The sequence below is a fragment of the Moritella dasanensis ArB 0140 genome (assembly GCF_000276805.1).
Classification (GTDB): Bacteria; Pseudomonadota; Gammaproteobacteria; order Enterobacterales; family Moritellaceae; genus Moritella; species Moritella dasanensis.
Genome location: NZ_AKXQ01000028.1, coordinates 48,070 through 63,644, shown reverse-complemented (window position 1 = coordinate 63,644; position 15,575 = coordinate 48,070). Strand labels below are relative to the sequence as shown.

Here is a 15,575-nt window from a genome sequence, read left to right as displayed (position 1 = left end):
GTTGCTGAAACGCCAGTTGTTGTTGAAACGCCAGTTGTTGTTGAAACACCAGTTGTTGCTGAAACGCCAGTTGTTGTTGAAACACCAGTTGTTGTTGAAACGCCAGTTGTTGCTGAAACACCTGTAGTTACTGAAGCGCCTGTTGCTTATAAAGCTATCGACGTAACACCTGTTGCTGCACTACAAGCACAAGGTACAACGTCTAAGAAAACCAACTTCACCGTTGCAATGGCAAAACCTCAACAGGTTGCACCATCAACAAGTAACTTTGTTGCTAAAGTTGGTGTTGTTCAACGCCCATCGGTTGATGTGGCGGCAGGACCTGGTGGTAGTCAATTTGCATCATCACAAAGTAAATCGCCAACCACATTAGCTAAATAATAACGATTAGCTAAATTTAAAAGCCGCATATTATGCGGCTTTTTTAGTACTTGTTTAAATATTTTTACTTTCTATTTTTTAATAAAGGATCATGTCAACACTGCATGATCCTTTTATATTTTATTCATTAATGACAACTCGGTAACTTATAATTTATGTTTGAATTTCCAAAATACTCCATGGCATCAGTTAAAAATGATGTTTTATCTGGTTTAACCGTTGCACTGGCACTCGTGCCTGAAGCGGTAGCATTTGCTTTTGTAGCTGGTGTAGAGCCTTTAGTAGGCTTGTATGCTGCCTTTATGGTTGGTTTAATTACCGCTATCTTTGGTGGTCGCCCAGGTATGATTTCTGGTGCAACTGGTGCAATGGCTGTTGTGATGGTCTCACTCGTCGCAGAGAATGGTGTGCAATACTTATTTGCTGCCGTTGTACTTGCCGGTTTACTGCAAGTACTCGCAGGTGTATTCAAACTCGGCAAGTTCATTCGTATCGTTCCCCATCCAGTGATGATGGGTTTTGTAAACGGCCTTGCAATTGTTATCTTCTTGGCACAATTAGGTCAATTTAAGTTCATTGACGGTAACGGTGATCTTACTTGGTTACAAGGCTCACAGTTGTATCTCATGTTAGGTCTTGTTGCGCTTACAATGGCAATCATTCACTTCCTGCCTAAGTTAACAAAAGCAGTACCATCTTCACTGGTTGCTATCGTGGCAGTGACGCTCATTGTTTACTACATGGGTCTTGATACACGTACGGTTGTTGATTTTGTGCGCGCGATGACAGGTGATGACAACGCAACGATCTCAGGTTCGTTACCATCATTCAGTATTCCAAGTGTGCCATTTACGCTTGAAACTCTCTATATCATCCTACCTTATTCATTAATCCTTGCGGCAGTTGGTTTGATTGAATCGCTACTGACATTAACCGTTATTGATGAAATGACTGGTACACGTGGTAAAGGTAACCAGGAATGTGTGGCACAAGGTGCTTCAAACATCGTAAACGGTTTCTTTGGTGCTATGGGTGGTTGTGCGATGATTGGTCAATCAATGATCAACATTAATTCAGGTGGCCGTGGTCGTTTATCGGGTATTACAGCCGCTATTTCATTATTACTATTCATCCTCTTCCTTTCATCACTTATTGAAGTAATCCCACTAGCAGCGCTTGTAGGTGTTATGTTCATGGTTGTGATTGGTACATTTGAATGGGCAACCTTCCGCGTGATCCGCAAGATCCCGAAAGCAGATACGTTTGTTATTGTGCTTGTGACGGTTGTTACTGTGTTCACCGATCTAGCGGTTGCAGTTATCATCGGTGTTATTGTTTCTGCGTTACGTTTTGCATGGGAACACGCATCACATATCAATGCTGAAAAAACAATAGAAGAGTCTGGTAGTAGAGTCTATAAAGTTAACGGTCCGCTATTCTTTGGTTCAGTTAGTCACTTCTTAGACCTATTTGAGATTACAGCAGATCCACAAGATGTGATCATTGATTTTGCTAACTCACGTGTTTGTGACCATTCCGCAATTGAAGCGATTGATACACTGGCTGAACGTTATGTTGCGGCAGGTAAAGTATTACACCTTCGTCACCTTTCATTAGAGTGTAAACAATTAATGAAACGTGCAGGCGACATGATTGAAGTAAATTTAATTGAAGATCCTGAGTATCATATTGCATCAGATAAACTAGGCGGGTAATTCGTCTAACACCTGCCCTACTGCATATCGTTATGTTGTAGGGTAGAAAATATCTGCCAATGCAATAAAGATTATTTTATAGCAGGCATAAAAAAACCGGCATTAGCCGGTTTTTTATTATCTGTGAAACGTTAATCTTTTACGATAGTTTCTACTTTCGCTTTCAATTTCTGACCTGGTTTAAAAGTCACAACGCGACGTGCTGTAATTGGTATATCTTCACCTGTTTTAGGATTACGACCAGGTCGCTCCCCTTTATCACGTAGGTCAAAATTACCAAAACCAGATATTTTAACTTGTTCGTTAACTTCTAAAGATAAACGAATCTCTTCAAAGAAAGCTTCTACCATTTCTTTCGATTCACGTTTACTCAGACCAACATCGTTAAATAATGTTTCTGCAATATCAGCTTTGGTTAGTGCCATAAATTAATCCCTCAAGGATGCATTGAATTCAGATGAAACAGCTTCCACAATATTACTTACTGCTTCAGATATTTCTTTTTCTTCCAAGGTGCGTGAGATATCTTGTAAGGTTAAGCTGATTGCCAGGCTCTTATGACCCTCTACAACACCTGTACCTTGGTATACATCAAACAAGTTTATGCCAACTAACTGATTCGCGCCAACTTTTTTGATAAAGTTAAGTACATCACCAGCATTAATGTCGTCTTTAACTATCATTGCGATGTCACGACGGTTAGCAGGAAACTTAGAAACATCAGCAGCTTGCGGTAATTTACGAGCAGTTAACGTTGCAAGTTCGATCTCTAGAATAATAGTTGAACCATTAAGGCCTAACTTCTTCTCTAGTGAAGGATGGATTGCACCAATATGACCAACAGAACGTCCAGCATAGAAAATTTCAGCGCTTTGACCAGGGTGTAAACCAGGATGACTTGCGCGTTTAAGCACGAATTCATCGGTATTACAGGTTTGGTCTAATAACGCATCTAAATCACCTTTAAGGTCGAAATAGTCTACCGCTTTACTTTCTTGAGTCCAAGATTCAGCATTCGCTGTACCAGCAATAATAGCGCCAAGCATAGGCACTTGCAGTACACCGTTTTCAACTGATTCATCTTTGATAAAAGTAAGACCCGTTTCAAACAAACGAATACGTTGTTGTTGACGCTTTTGGTTAGCCACGACAGCTTCAACCAAGCCTGTAAACATACTTACACGCATTACAGACATCTCAATCGAAATTGGGTGCGGTAATGTGAGGTGGTCTGCTTCAGGGTGTAATAACAATTGACGTTTAGGATCTACAAAGCTATATGTAATTGCTTCTTGGAATCCACGGTCAACCATTAAATCACGAATACGACGAACAGGTAATGTCGCTTCGTTATGGTCTGTCATCTTCAATGGCGCAACAGGTGCAACATTTGGGATGTTGTTGTAACCAAATACACGTGCAACTTCTTCAATCAGATCAACTTCAACTTCGATGTCGAAACGGAATGATGGAGACGTCACAGTCCAAGTATCATTTTCAAACGTAGGTGCTAGACCTAATGTGTTTAAAATGTCAGTTACTTTCGCATCTTCAACGTGGAAACCAATTACTTTATCTAATTGATGACGACGTAAGTTGATTGGTGCATGTGTCGGTAAAGTAGCTTCAGTTGTTACATCAACAACAGGTGCTACATCGCCACCACAAATTTCAACGATCAACTGTGTTGCACGTTCCATCGCTTGGTATTGCAGCTCAGAATCAACACCACGTTCGAAACGATGTGAAGAGTCTGTATGCAAGCCGTACGCACGAGCGCGACCAGTAATAGCGAGCGGGCTAAAGAATGCAGACTCTAATAAGATAGAGTTAGTTGCAGCCGTTACACCTGTTTTTTCGCCACCGAAGATACCAGCCATTGCGATAGCGCCAGAGTCATCAGCAATGACAAGCGTATTATCGTTTAGCTTAACTTCGTTGCCGTCAAGCAGCGTTAATTTTTCATCTTGATTAGCAAGACGAACATTAATCGCACCAGTCAATGTTGCAAGATCAAATGCATGCATTGGTTGACCGAGTTCTAACAATACATAGTTAGTTACGTCAACAACAGGGTCAATTGAGCGTGTGCCGCAACGACGTAGACGTTCTACCATCCATAGCGGTGTTTTCGCAGTCATATCAAGGTTACTGATCACACGACCAAGGTAACGCGGACATTGTTCAGTGGCAGTGGCAGTAACACTTACCGTTTCAGCACTTGTTTCCGTTGCATTAGTCCATTCAGGCGCCGTTACAGCGATGTTATTTAATACACCCACTTCACGAGCAATACCTGCAATGCTTAAGCAATCTGCGCGGTTAGGCGTCAAATCAACTTCGATAGTCACATCGTCAAGACCAAGGAACTCACGGATACAAGTACCCGGTACTGCATCAGCTGGTAATTCAATGATACCTTCTGCTGATTCAGCCATACCCATTTCTGATTCAGAACAAAGCATTCCGAATGATGGTTGACCACGTAGTTTTGCTTTTTTAATTTTGAAATCGCCTGGTAATACAGCACCAACAGTTGCAACAGCAACTTTTAGTCCTGCACGGCAATTAGCAGCGCCACAAACGATGTCGATTAACTCTTCAGCACCAATATCGATTTTAGTTACTTGTAATTTATCTGCATCTGGATGCTGACCACATTCAACAACATGACCTACAACGATACCAGTGAAATCACCAGCAACGGCATCAATACCGTCTACTTCAAGGCCAGCCATCGTAATTTGATGCGCTAGCTCTTCATTTGTTAGCCCTGGTTTAACCCAAGTTTGTAACCATTCATTACTGAATTTCATTTTAGTGTCCTATCTTATTTAAACTGCTTGAGGAAACGTAAATCATTTTCGAAAAATGAACGTAAATCGTTAACGCCATAGCGAAGCATCGCTAAACGTTCAACACCCATACCAAAGGCAAAGCCAGAGTATTTTTCAGGGTCGATTCCAACAGACGTTAATACGTTAGGGTGAACCATGCCGCAGCCTAGCACTTCTAACCATTTACCGTTTTTGCCCATAACATCAACTTCAGCAGACGTTTCTGTGAATGGGAAATAAGAAGGACGGAAACGAATTTCTAAATCTTCTTCAAAGAAGTTGTTTAGGAAATCGTGTAACACACCTTTCAGCTCGCTAAAGCTTACTTTTTCGTCTACAAATAGACCTTCTACTTGATGGAACATTGGTGTGTGTGTTTGATCGTAATCATTACGGTAAACACGGCCAGGCGAGATAATACGAATAGGTGGTTTTTCCACTTCCATCGTACGGATCTGTACACCAGACGTTTGTGTTCTAAGTACTAATTTCGGATTAAAGTAAAATGTATCGTGATCCGCACGAGCAGGATGGTGCTCAGGGATATTCAATGCATCAAAGTTGTGATAATCATCTTCAACTTCTGGACCAGATTTGACAGCGAAACCGAGTTCACCGAAAAATGATTCAATACGTTCGATAGTACGTGTTACAGGATGTAGACCACCGATTGGGTTTGTACGACCTGGTGCAGTAACATCAATCATTTCTTCTGCTAATTTAGCATCTAAAACAGCTTGTTGAAATGCATCACGTTTCTCGTTAATGACTTTCTGAACTTCTTGTTTCGCAATGTTGATTGCTTGACCAGCTTTAGGTTTCTCTGCTGGAGGCAGTTTACCTAATGTTTTCATCTGTTCAGTCAAAATACCTTTTTTACCCAGGTACTCAACACGAACAGCATCTAGTGTTGCGAGATCAGTTGCGTTTGCTACGGCTTCTACGGCCTGTACTATTATTTCTTTGAGGTGTTGCATGTTTTTCTTATCACCCTGTTGGCAGGAAAAGTGAATAGATTCATTCAGTAATGGATGATTTTACTCAAAATTAAGCTGAAGTGCTAGTCCTTAAGCTGAATCAAGTTGTTCATTATCAACAAAATCGACTAAAAGTCGAGGTTTGGCTATTAAATAGCCTTGCACGTAATCAATGCCGATTCCTGATAGTATATTTTTGATGTTTTCATTTTCAACATACTCGGCAACGGTTTTGATATTAACCGCCCTTGCGATGTCATTAAATGACTTAACCATAGTATAATCAATGTTATCTGTTTCGATATTCTCGACAAATGAGCCATCAATTTTAAGTTGATCAATCGGCAATCGCTTAATGTAACTATACGAAGAAAAACCACTACCAAAATCATCCAAACTAAAACGACACCCTAATGCTTTAAATTTATTCATGAACAAAATCGTTTGATCAAAATCCATGATGGCCTGGCTTTCGGTAATTTCAAAACATAATTTTTCAGGTGGTATCCCATACGTTATTATCGTATTTTCGATATAAGTATGCATGCTTCTATCAACTAAAGATTGACCACATAAATTGATTGACGCTGAACTCAGGTTGGCAAGGTGTGTTGGATTAGACGATAACCATTGACAGTAATTTTTAACAACCCAACGGTCTATCTGGGTCATGAAGTTATAGTTTTCAGCGGCAGCAATAAATTCACTCGGCGATTGTAAATTACCGTCTTCATCTCTTAAACGGAGCAGTATTTCGTAACGATAACCTTCTTTAATATCCGTTGATAATGGCATGATCGTTTGAAATGCGAGTTCGAAACGGTCTGCGTCTAACGCTTCACGTAATACACCAATCCAACGCATTTCACGTTGATGACCCAACATGACGTCATTGCATTTACTATACACATGAACACGGTTACGTCCCTGCTCTTTTGCTGTAAAACAGGCAGTATCAGCGAGGCTTAATGCTTGAGAAAAATTTTCAATTGACTCATCAAGGGTTACTATACCAATACTAACACCCAGCACAAAGTGACGTCCCTTGTGCGTAAACCTAAAATCTTCGATCCCACAACGGATAGTATCTGCGACTTCGAGAGCATCATCAAAGTTTGTGTGATTCAGCAGGATACCAAACTCATCACCACCAAGGCGCGCCAATATAGCGTTATCATCAAGAAATGATTTTACAACAACGGTAATCTTTTTCAGTAATGAATCACCGACATCGTGACCACATATATCGTTAACCAATTTGAACTGATCGAGATCCATATACAATAAAATATTATCTTCGAGTACCGAACGATTACTTTCTAGTGACACACCAACAAGATTCTCAAAGTGTGTGCGATTGACTAATCCTGTTAGTTGATCATATTTAGCAATAGATTCAAGTTTTATTTCATGTTGTGTACGCTTTGTCGTATTAACAAATGAACCATCAATAACCGTTATATCTGGTTGAATATTTAAGCGCATATTCATCTCACCATGGAATACTTCGCCATAGCGATCATGTCCGGACATCTCGATGCTATTAACCTCGCCTTCAATACGCACCTTCTCGATTATTTGGTCTCGCAGGTTTGGGTCCGCGTAAAACTCATCGGCTTTGAAATGACCCGATTTATTCATATCCTCAAGATTAATAAAACCTAATATCCGACACATCGATTTATTAATGGCTAATATATTACCGTCGATTGATGTGGTAAACATGCCTTCTGCCGCGTTTTGAAACACACTATAATAACGCTCATTAACCGACGTTATTTGCTTCTCAACGTCTTTTTTAGCCACTCTGTCATGGGCCATTTGTTTGGCGAAGTTCCAGCATAAATATACCAGTATAATTAATGCCGAAAAGGCTGAAACATAATCTGCAAATTCAAACTCGCTAAGCAACCCGAATCGCGTCAATATGTGTAAATCAATACCAAGTATAAAATAGACCAACGACAGTACATAAAAGCGGACACTTCTAGATTCATCACGTATAAAAAATAAACCGCATACGATCGATAATAATGTAATGCCCAACGCTAAAGCAGAGACTAATATAATACCGATTTTAAATGAGAATAATAACGGACTTAACATGACAATAAAGGAGCAGATAATTAACGCTTTCGTCGATAGTGCAAACCAATAACGGTATCTTAATTTAAGCAGTTGCCGTGCAAATAAACAGAGGTTTAATCCAATAATACCCATTAACACCACGATTAACGAATCATAATATTGCGCTATAAAATCGACTTTATAAACAAATCCAAAACCTTCTATTATCCATATAACTAATAAATAACAAATAATAAAGACAATGTATTGTACCAATCGCGCTTCTTTAAGATGAATATACAAAAACGTCAAGTAACATATCATCATCAAGAATAAACCGATAAACATACCAACCATTAATTTATGTTGTGATTGTTCACCAATAAAATCTTTCGCGTTCCAAATTTTTAATGGTGTTTGTAAAAATGCACTTGTTTTAACACGTATAAAGTAATGCACGGTTTCGCCAGCAGCGATCTTAAATCCGGTAGAAAATGTTAAGTTGGACATGTTATCGTTGTATTGACGACGAGTACCTAGCTTTTTTGCAATTGAACTACCGTCATCATGAATCAAATACAGGTCAATCCTATCGAGTAGCGAATCACCAAAATCGATAATGAGATATTTTTCAACGCCCGCTTTATTAACTACCTCGCCTTTAAACCAGAACGCACTGTCCGAAAACCCAAAGTTAAAATGCGCTTTATGGCTGTTAACCCAGGGGATAGCAGAGTGTCTCTGTGACAAATAATCAAAGGTATACGAATTGGTTTTATCCTCAAAATATTTTGATGTTAAGCCCAGACGGCCAACTTCAAAATCTGAATCGATGACGATTCCTTCTGCTTTTGCAAAAGTAATATTTAGACTAAAAACGCTGAGCAGGAGTAAAGATAATAAATAATGCATGGATTTGAATATCTATCTCAAAATTATTTTAAATTGATGAATTGATATTACAGAAAAGCATTATGCAAGTATATAGAAGGCTTTGTAGACAGGTGCTTATACCTATTTTATAGGTCAGTCGTATTATTTATTTGTAGGTAGTCGTATAGGTTAGTTGTAGATATCAGTATTAGTTAACTGTAGAAATCGTTGGATTGGTTGTAGGTATTAGCATTAGCTAGTGATAGCTCGTTGTATTTAATCAAATCCCAGATGCTAAAAAAGGAGGCTCAAGCCTCCCTTTAATAACCGTTACTTAATTAATAATTAATTATGCAACTGCTTCTTTTGCTTTATTTACTAGTACAGTAAATGCCGCTTTATCGAATACAGCAATGTCTGCTAAGATCTTACGATCGATTTCAATAGAGGCGTGTTTAAGGCCATTAATGAAACGGCTGTAAGACATACCATTTTGACGTGCAGCAGCGTTAATACGTGTAATCCATAATTGACGGAATTGACGTTTACGTTGACGGCGATCACGGTAAGCATATTGACCAGCTTTAGTAATTGCTTGGAAGGCAACACGGTAAACTCGTGAACGAGCTCCGTAATAACCTTTAGCTTGTTTTAAAACTTTCTTGTGACGAGCACGTGCAACAACACCGCGTTTAACTCTAGGCATAACTATTTTCCTCTTTTATATCTAAAATTAAGCGTATGGAAGCATACGTTTAACGGATGCAACATCGCACTTTGCAACCATTGTCGTACCACGAAGGTGACGTTTACGTTTAGTGCTCTTCTTGGTCAAAATATGACGTAGGTGAGACTGTTTGCGTTTAAAACCATTAGCGGTTTTCTTAAAGCGCTTTGCAGCGCCTTTATTCGATTTCAACTTAGGCATTATAACTCCGCATTGTTGAATATTAATGAATAATAATAAGGCGAGCATAAGTGTTCAAACACTTATACTACTTGGTAGCACCTACTATTTCTTTTTTGGGGCTAACACCATCACAGCTTGACGACCTTCCATTTTCGGGAAAGCCTCCACGACAGCTATTTCTTTTAAATCTTCTTTAATACGATTTAAAAGATCAAAGCCTAAGCTCTGGTGCGCCATTTCTCGACCTCGGAAACGCAGCGTAATTTTTGCTTTGTTACCTTCTTCGAGGAAGCGAGTCAGGTTGCGTAGTTTTACCTGATAATCGCCAGTATCGGTACCAGGACGGAATTTTATTTCCTTAACCTGAACACGAATTTGCTTTTTCTTCTGCTCTTTAACAGACTTACTTTTCTCGTATATAAATTTACCGTAATCCATTATACGGCAAACAGGAGGCTCGGCATTCGGGCTAATTTCTACAAGATCTAAACTTAACTCTTCTGCTTTAGCAAGAGCATCTCTTATAGATACGATTCCGATTACTTCACCGTCAGCACCGTTTAAGCGACATTCTGGTATACGAATTTCTTCGTTGATACGATGTTGTCTGGCCGTCTGTTGTTGACCTTTTTTTCCGCCTTTTATAACGAATCCTCCAAAGTTGTTTTACCGCGGCTATTGATTTCGGTTTGTAATTTACTAATAAAGTCATCTAACTTCATAGTACCTAAATCAACGCCCTTACGAGTACGAACTGCAATTTCTCCTGATTCGACTTCTTTATCGCCGATAACCAAAAGATAGGGCACACGTTTCAAAGTATGTTCCCGGATTTTAAAGCCTATCTTCTCATTTCTCAAGTCTAATTTTGCTCTAATGCCTATTTTCTTCATTTTTTCTACAAATTCTGTAGCAAAAACAGCCTGTTTGTCTGTTATATTCATTACAACAGCTTGAACAGGTGATATCCAAGTAGGGAAAAGACCAGCATATTCTTCAATTAGAATACCAATGAAGCGCTCAAGAGATCCTAAAATCGCTCTGTGAATCATAACTGGAGTGTCGCGACCATTGTTTTCGCAAACATATTCCGCCCCTAATTTCTCAGGCATTGAGAAGTCTAGCTGAATTGTACCACACTGCCATGCACGATCTAAACAGTCATGTAGGGTAAATTCAATTTTAGGTCCGTAAAACGCACCCTCGCCTTCTTGTATATCATAGCTTAGGCCACTTGCCGTTAATGCATCAGCAAGTGCTTTTTCTGATTTATCCCAAGTTTCGTCACTACCTACACGATTATCAGGACGTGTTGACAGTTTAATTTCGATATCTTTGAAACCAAATGTTTCATACGTTTCGAAAACCATCTTAATACAATCAGATACTTCTTGTTGTATTTGGTCTTCAGTACAGAAGATATGTGCATCATCTTGTGTGAAACCACGTACACGCATCAAGCCATGTAACGAGCCTGATGGTTCATTACGGTGACATGAGCCAAACTCAGCCATACGTAATGGTAAATCACGATAAGATTTTAAACCTTGGTTATAAATCTGTACGTGACCAGGACAGTTCATTGGTTTAATCGCGTATTCGCGGTTTTCCGAATGCGTACAGAACATACCGTCTGCATATTTGTCCCAGTGACCTGATTTTTCCCATAAGCTACGATCCATGATTTGTGGACCTTTCACTTCTTGGTAATTAAAATCACGTAGTTTTTCACGAATGAACGTTTCTAACTCACGGAAAATCGTCCAACCATCATTATGCCAGAACACCATGCCCGGAGCATCTTCTTGCATATGGTAAAGGTCAAGCTGCTTACCAATTTTACGGTGATCACGCTTTTCAGCTTCAACAAGACGTTGAAGGTATTCTTTAAGCTCTTTCTTATCTGTCCAAGCTGTACCATAAACACGTTGCAACATCTTGTTGTCAGAGTTACCACGCCAGTATGCACCGGCAACAGACATTAATTTGAAATGCTGGCAATGCTTCATTACTGGTACGTGCGGACCGCGACACATATCGATGTATTCTTCGTGATGGTATAAAGCAGGTGTTTCATCTCGACCGATGTTCTCGTCTAAGATAGCTACTTTATAAGTTTCACCACGTGCTTCAAACGTGTCACGCGCTTCTTGCCAAGATACAACTTTCTTAATTACTTGATAGTTGGTCTTAACCAGTTTGGTCATGTGCTTTTCTAGTTTAGCTAAATCAGCTTCACTAATTGGTTCTTCCATTTCGACGTCATAATAGAAGCCTTTATCAATGGTAGGACCAATAGCCATCTTGGTGTTTGGCCATAATTGCTTAATAGCATGACCAAGTAAATGCGCACAAGAGTGACGTAAGATCTCTAAACCATCGGCATCTTTAGAAGTAATGATTTCAATTGCAGCGTCTTCAGTGATCAAGTCACATGCGTCAACACGTTCACCGTTAACACGGCCAGCGATACACGCTTTAGCAAGACCAGAACTGATGTCTGCGGCAATATCCATTATAGATACTGGGTTGTCAAATTGACGCTGAGCGCCATCTGGAAGAGTAATAACAGGCATTTTATATCCTTTTTGCAGTGATGCTGCCTACGATGCAGCGTTTGCATAAATTAATGATGTGAACAACACATCATGCGATAATGAATTTTAGCTAAATGAGGAGTACAAAAGACCCTCTCGCATGACTAAAACTGAAATTTGAGTTCGAACCCTTTGTAATTGAATTACTAAAAGTAAAAACTATAACTAGAAAGAAATTTCAGACCAAGTATTATATAGAATTACATTATAATTACACGGCTTTTGTTGATGTTACCTGAATTTATCCGTCTTATATAAGAATAAATCCGTAAATCAACAACGCAACTAAGTCCTATAATTTCATCAGCAATGGAATATTTAAAATGTCATACACAGGCCATATCAGTAAAATGGTTTCAACTCTTAATGCAGATAGCAGTGTGAGTTACCAGTTACCACTCGACGATACCCTTATTCCGTTAAACGAATTTATCGGTAAATCACTCACACTGACGCACACCGGCAACATACATTGTTCGAACTGCGGTAAGAAAACCAAGAAAAGCTATTCACAAGGCCACTGCTTTGTTTGTACACGTAAATTAGCCAGTTGTGACATGTGTATAATGAAACCAGAAACATGCCATTATGAGCACGGTACTTGCCGTCAACCTGAATGGGCTGATGATTTTTGTATGACTGACCATTATGTCTACCTGTCTAACACATCGTCATTAAAGGTTGGTATCACCCGCCATACGCAATTACCAACCCGTTGGATTGATCAGGGTGCGACACAGGGCCTGCCCATTTTTAAAGTTAAAACCAGACAGATTTCTGGACTAGTTGAAACCGCACTGGCTGAATTCATTGGTGACAAGACTAATTGGCGTACAATGCTCAAAGGTGAAAATGCGGATCTTGATTTAAAAGCTGAAGCAATTCGTTTAATGCCTTTAATAGAAGAACAGTTAGGTAACATCGAAATGATGTTTGGTTTAGATGCAATTGAAGAACTTGAAGAAGAGATTGTAACGATTAACTACCCTGTTACTCAGCATCCAACAAAAATTGTCTCGCACAATTTTGATAAAGAACCGGTTGTGTCCGGTATATTACAAGGCATTAAAGGCCAATACCTGTTTTTTGATACGGGTGTGATAAACATACGTAAATTCACCAGCTATGAAATCACCTTAACAGCTTAATTACTTGACCTAGCTGTCAACAAGCAAAGCCAACTTACGCGATACTGACCGCAAACTTCGGTCAGTAATTTGAACTACATCACACTAATTCGCACCTCTTTTCTATTCCCCAGCATTTATGTTCTATTTTTCATACATTTTCAGTATTTAATATATTAAAAATTAAAAAACAGATAGAACAAAAGTGATTAAAACTGCTTAATACGTGATTTAATACCCACATATCCCGCCTATCGTTAAGCATCCAGTTTATAGATGGTGGATACTTATAATTATGTGACATATTAATCTACTTGGAGATAAGCAAGTGCAAGTTAAAACCCCTTTCTGCGTACGTAATGCCGCAGCTGATACATTCGCAATGGTCATTTTTAGTTTTGTTGTGGGAATGTTGATTGAGATTTTTGTCTCTGGGATGTCGTTTGAACGATCTTTAGCTTCTCGTGTAGTGTCAATACCGGTGAACATCGCGATTGCATACCCTTATGGTTTGTATCGTGATTATATTATTAAAACCGGTGGTAGGTTAGTTAAGCATAAATTAACCAAACAGTTTGGTGATACGTTTGCGTATGTCTCTTTCCAATCGCCGGTTTATGCTTTAATTTTATTATCTGTCGGTGCTGACTTAGCTCAGATCGTAACAGCAGTATCAAGCAACGCGGTTGTATCTTGTTTTGTTGGTGTGTTTTACGGTCAGTTCCTTGATTTGTGTCGTAAGCTATTTCGCGTACCCGGTTACAACGCCGGTATGAGTGCTTAATAAGCTCTACCGATAGTTCGCTCACAACATAAAAATAAATATAGGCGCAGATAATGCGCCTTTGTTGATTTTATTCTATATACGATACTATTTCACACAACCCACTAGCTTGCCGTTGTGATCATTTCTAACTCTTGTTCAGACTTTAATGTAAATACAATCTTAACCGCGTTATATTCCGCCAAACTTTGAACGTGTGAACCACCACAAGGCATGGTGATACTCTCACCTTTACCTAAATCGCAACACCAAAAGCGAGAGTCTGTAAGCTGCTCTCCTTCGCATTTCATGACTACTGGCGCTTTCGTCGCAAGCCAGGCTGCCAACACATCATTCACTTTAGCTTCGATAAGCGCAAGGTCTGCCAGCATATCTGCGACATTAAGTCCTCGTTTTTTCAGCGTTTTACCTAAACGGTAAGTATCAGTTGATTGGTTTTCAGAAACCAAACTTAATTCCTGTGCATACGAATGAAAATCACGGCTGTTTAACGCATCTCTACGCGATGCATCTTTACGCCAGTAAGCTTGCTCAAGTACTTTGTTTAATGCAAAAGAGGCTAAGTGACCAGCACTGTGTCCGCGACTTAATGCAGTTTGATAGTTTGCATCAACAATCAATTCAACATCATCACTAAGGTTTATCACTGCATCAAGCGCTAACTCGTGCACAACAACAAAATGCCAACCTGCTTCACCACGTTTCACTGGAATATCTGCGCCTACGTGTAATTTGTTATTTTCAATATCAAACGCACCAGTAAGACAATCAATCACAGCGTATTTAGTACCAGCCAATACCAAGAAACCTTTGTCCGCAGGATGATCTGGCCAAATATGGCTAACTGGGTGGAAAGGTGTATTTTCAGTTACGACATAAGAACCTGTGTCTGTTTGTTCAACCCATTGAACTTGAGTTAAAGATTGGGTGATTTCTTGGGTAAAAAGTACCTTGGTAGGGAGTACTTGATGAGTTAAAACTTCAGACATTTAAATTCCTTTCAAACAGTAGAATACTAATAACGGGAATAATACCACTTACACTCAATATTTGCTGATGCATTAGATAGTGGCGAAGTTATATGCAGATTTAAAGTTTGCCACCATTTATTAACACTTATGCATGATGGTCTAAAATATAGAGGTTTTGAGCATTGACTAAATCGCCACCAGCGAGGTGAATAAAATGAGTTGATAGTGAAGAACGTTTCTGTAATGCAGTTTAATTTAAATGGGGACATAAAAAAGAGACAACCTCAAAAATGGGGATGTCTCTGTATAATATTTAAAAAATTTGATGCTTAGCAG

The 15,575-nt window shown here is 39.3% G+C and carries 12 protein-coding genes and 1 pseudogene; 4 read left to right on the top strand and 9 right to left on the bottom strand.

What is annotated here, in order from left to right:
- Positions 1-381, top strand: a pseudogene (locus tag A923_RS0118800) (ribonuclease E); the annotation flags it as partial.
- A 155-nt stretch (positions 382-536) separates the two neighbouring features.
- A complete protein-coding gene (locus tag A923_RS0118795) occupies positions 537-2,096 on the top strand; it encodes a SulP family inorganic anion transporter (protein WP_017223242.1) in 1,560 nt (519 codons plus the stop codon).
- Positions 2,097-2,227: 131 nt separating this feature from the next.
- Here the strand turns inward: A923_RS0118795 and ihfA are convergent, their stop codons facing one another.
- From ihfA to thrS, 8 genes are all read right to left on the bottom strand, one after another.
- On the bottom strand, positions 2,228-2,521 hold the full coding sequence (ihfA, locus tag A923_RS0118790; RefSeq protein ID WP_017223241.1) for an integration host factor subunit alpha: 294 nt from the start codon (positions 2,519-2,521) through the stop codon (positions 2,228-2,230).
- Positions 2,522-2,524: 3 nt separating this feature from the next.
- Entirely contained in the window at positions 2,525-4,912 is a 2,388-nt protein-coding gene (gene pheT, locus A923_RS0118785; protein WP_017223240.1) for a phenylalanine--tRNA ligase subunit beta, read from the bottom strand.
- 14 nt (positions 4,913-4,926) lie between these two features.
- Positions 4,927-5,910: a phenylalanine--tRNA ligase subunit alpha gene (gene pheS / locus A923_RS0118780; RefSeq protein WP_017223239.1), complete on the bottom strand. Its 984-nt coding sequence runs from the start codon at positions 5,908-5,910 to the stop codon at positions 4,927-4,929.
- A 90-nt stretch (positions 5,911-6,000) separates the two neighbouring features.
- Complete coding sequence (locus A923_RS0118775) at positions 6,001-8,889, bottom strand: EAL domain-containing protein (protein WP_017223238.1); 2,889 nt, start codon at positions 8,887-8,889, stop codon at positions 6,001-6,003.
- A 310-nt stretch (positions 8,890-9,199) separates the two neighbouring features.
- Positions 9,200-9,556 (bottom strand): 50S ribosomal protein L20, encoded by a 357-nt coding sequence (gene rplT / locus A923_RS0118770; protein ID WP_017223237.1) that lies wholly within the window; start codon positions 9,554-9,556, stop codon positions 9,200-9,202.
- Between the two features lie 27 nt (positions 9,557-9,583).
- The gene (rpmI, locus tag A923_RS0118765) at positions 9,584-9,778 is read right to left on the bottom strand and encodes a 50S ribosomal protein L35 (RefSeq protein WP_017223236.1); all 195 of its coding nucleotides are present in this window, start codon (positions 9,776-9,778) and stop codon (positions 9,584-9,586) included.
- Positions 9,779-9,862: 84 nt separating this feature from the next.
- Positions 9,863-10,405, bottom strand: a complete 543-nt coding sequence (gene infC / locus A923_RS0118760; protein WP_083849991.1) for a translation initiation factor IF-3 — start codon at positions 10,403-10,405, stop codon at positions 9,863-9,865.
- Positions 10,402-12,336: a threonine--tRNA ligase gene (thrS, locus tag A923_RS0118755; RefSeq protein ID WP_017223234.1), complete on the bottom strand. Its 1,935-nt coding sequence runs from the start codon at positions 12,334-12,336 to the stop codon at positions 10,402-10,404. The genes infC and thrS overlap by 4 nt, the downstream gene beginning before the upstream one ends.
- A gap of 344 nt (positions 12,337-12,680) precedes the next feature.
- Between thrS and A923_RS0118750 the strand changes: the two genes are divergently transcribed.
- The gene (locus tag A923_RS0118750) at positions 12,681-13,505 is read left to right on the top strand and encodes a DUF2797 domain-containing protein (RefSeq protein WP_017223233.1); all 825 of its coding nucleotides are present in this window, start codon (positions 12,681-12,683) and stop codon (positions 13,503-13,505) included.
- A 307-nt stretch (positions 13,506-13,812) separates the two neighbouring features.
- Entirely contained in the window at positions 13,813-14,268 is a 456-nt protein-coding gene (locus tag A923_RS0118745; RefSeq protein WP_017223232.1) for an L-alanine exporter AlaE, read from the top strand.
- 104 nt (positions 14,269-14,372) lie between these two features.
- Here A923_RS0118745 and A923_RS0118740 read toward each other — a convergent pair whose 3' ends face one another.
- Positions 14,373-15,257 (bottom strand): alanyl-tRNA editing protein, encoded by an 885-nt coding sequence (locus A923_RS0118740; RefSeq protein ID WP_017223231.1) that lies wholly within the window; start codon positions 15,255-15,257, stop codon positions 14,373-14,375.
- Positions 15,258-15,575 lie beyond the last annotated feature (318 nt).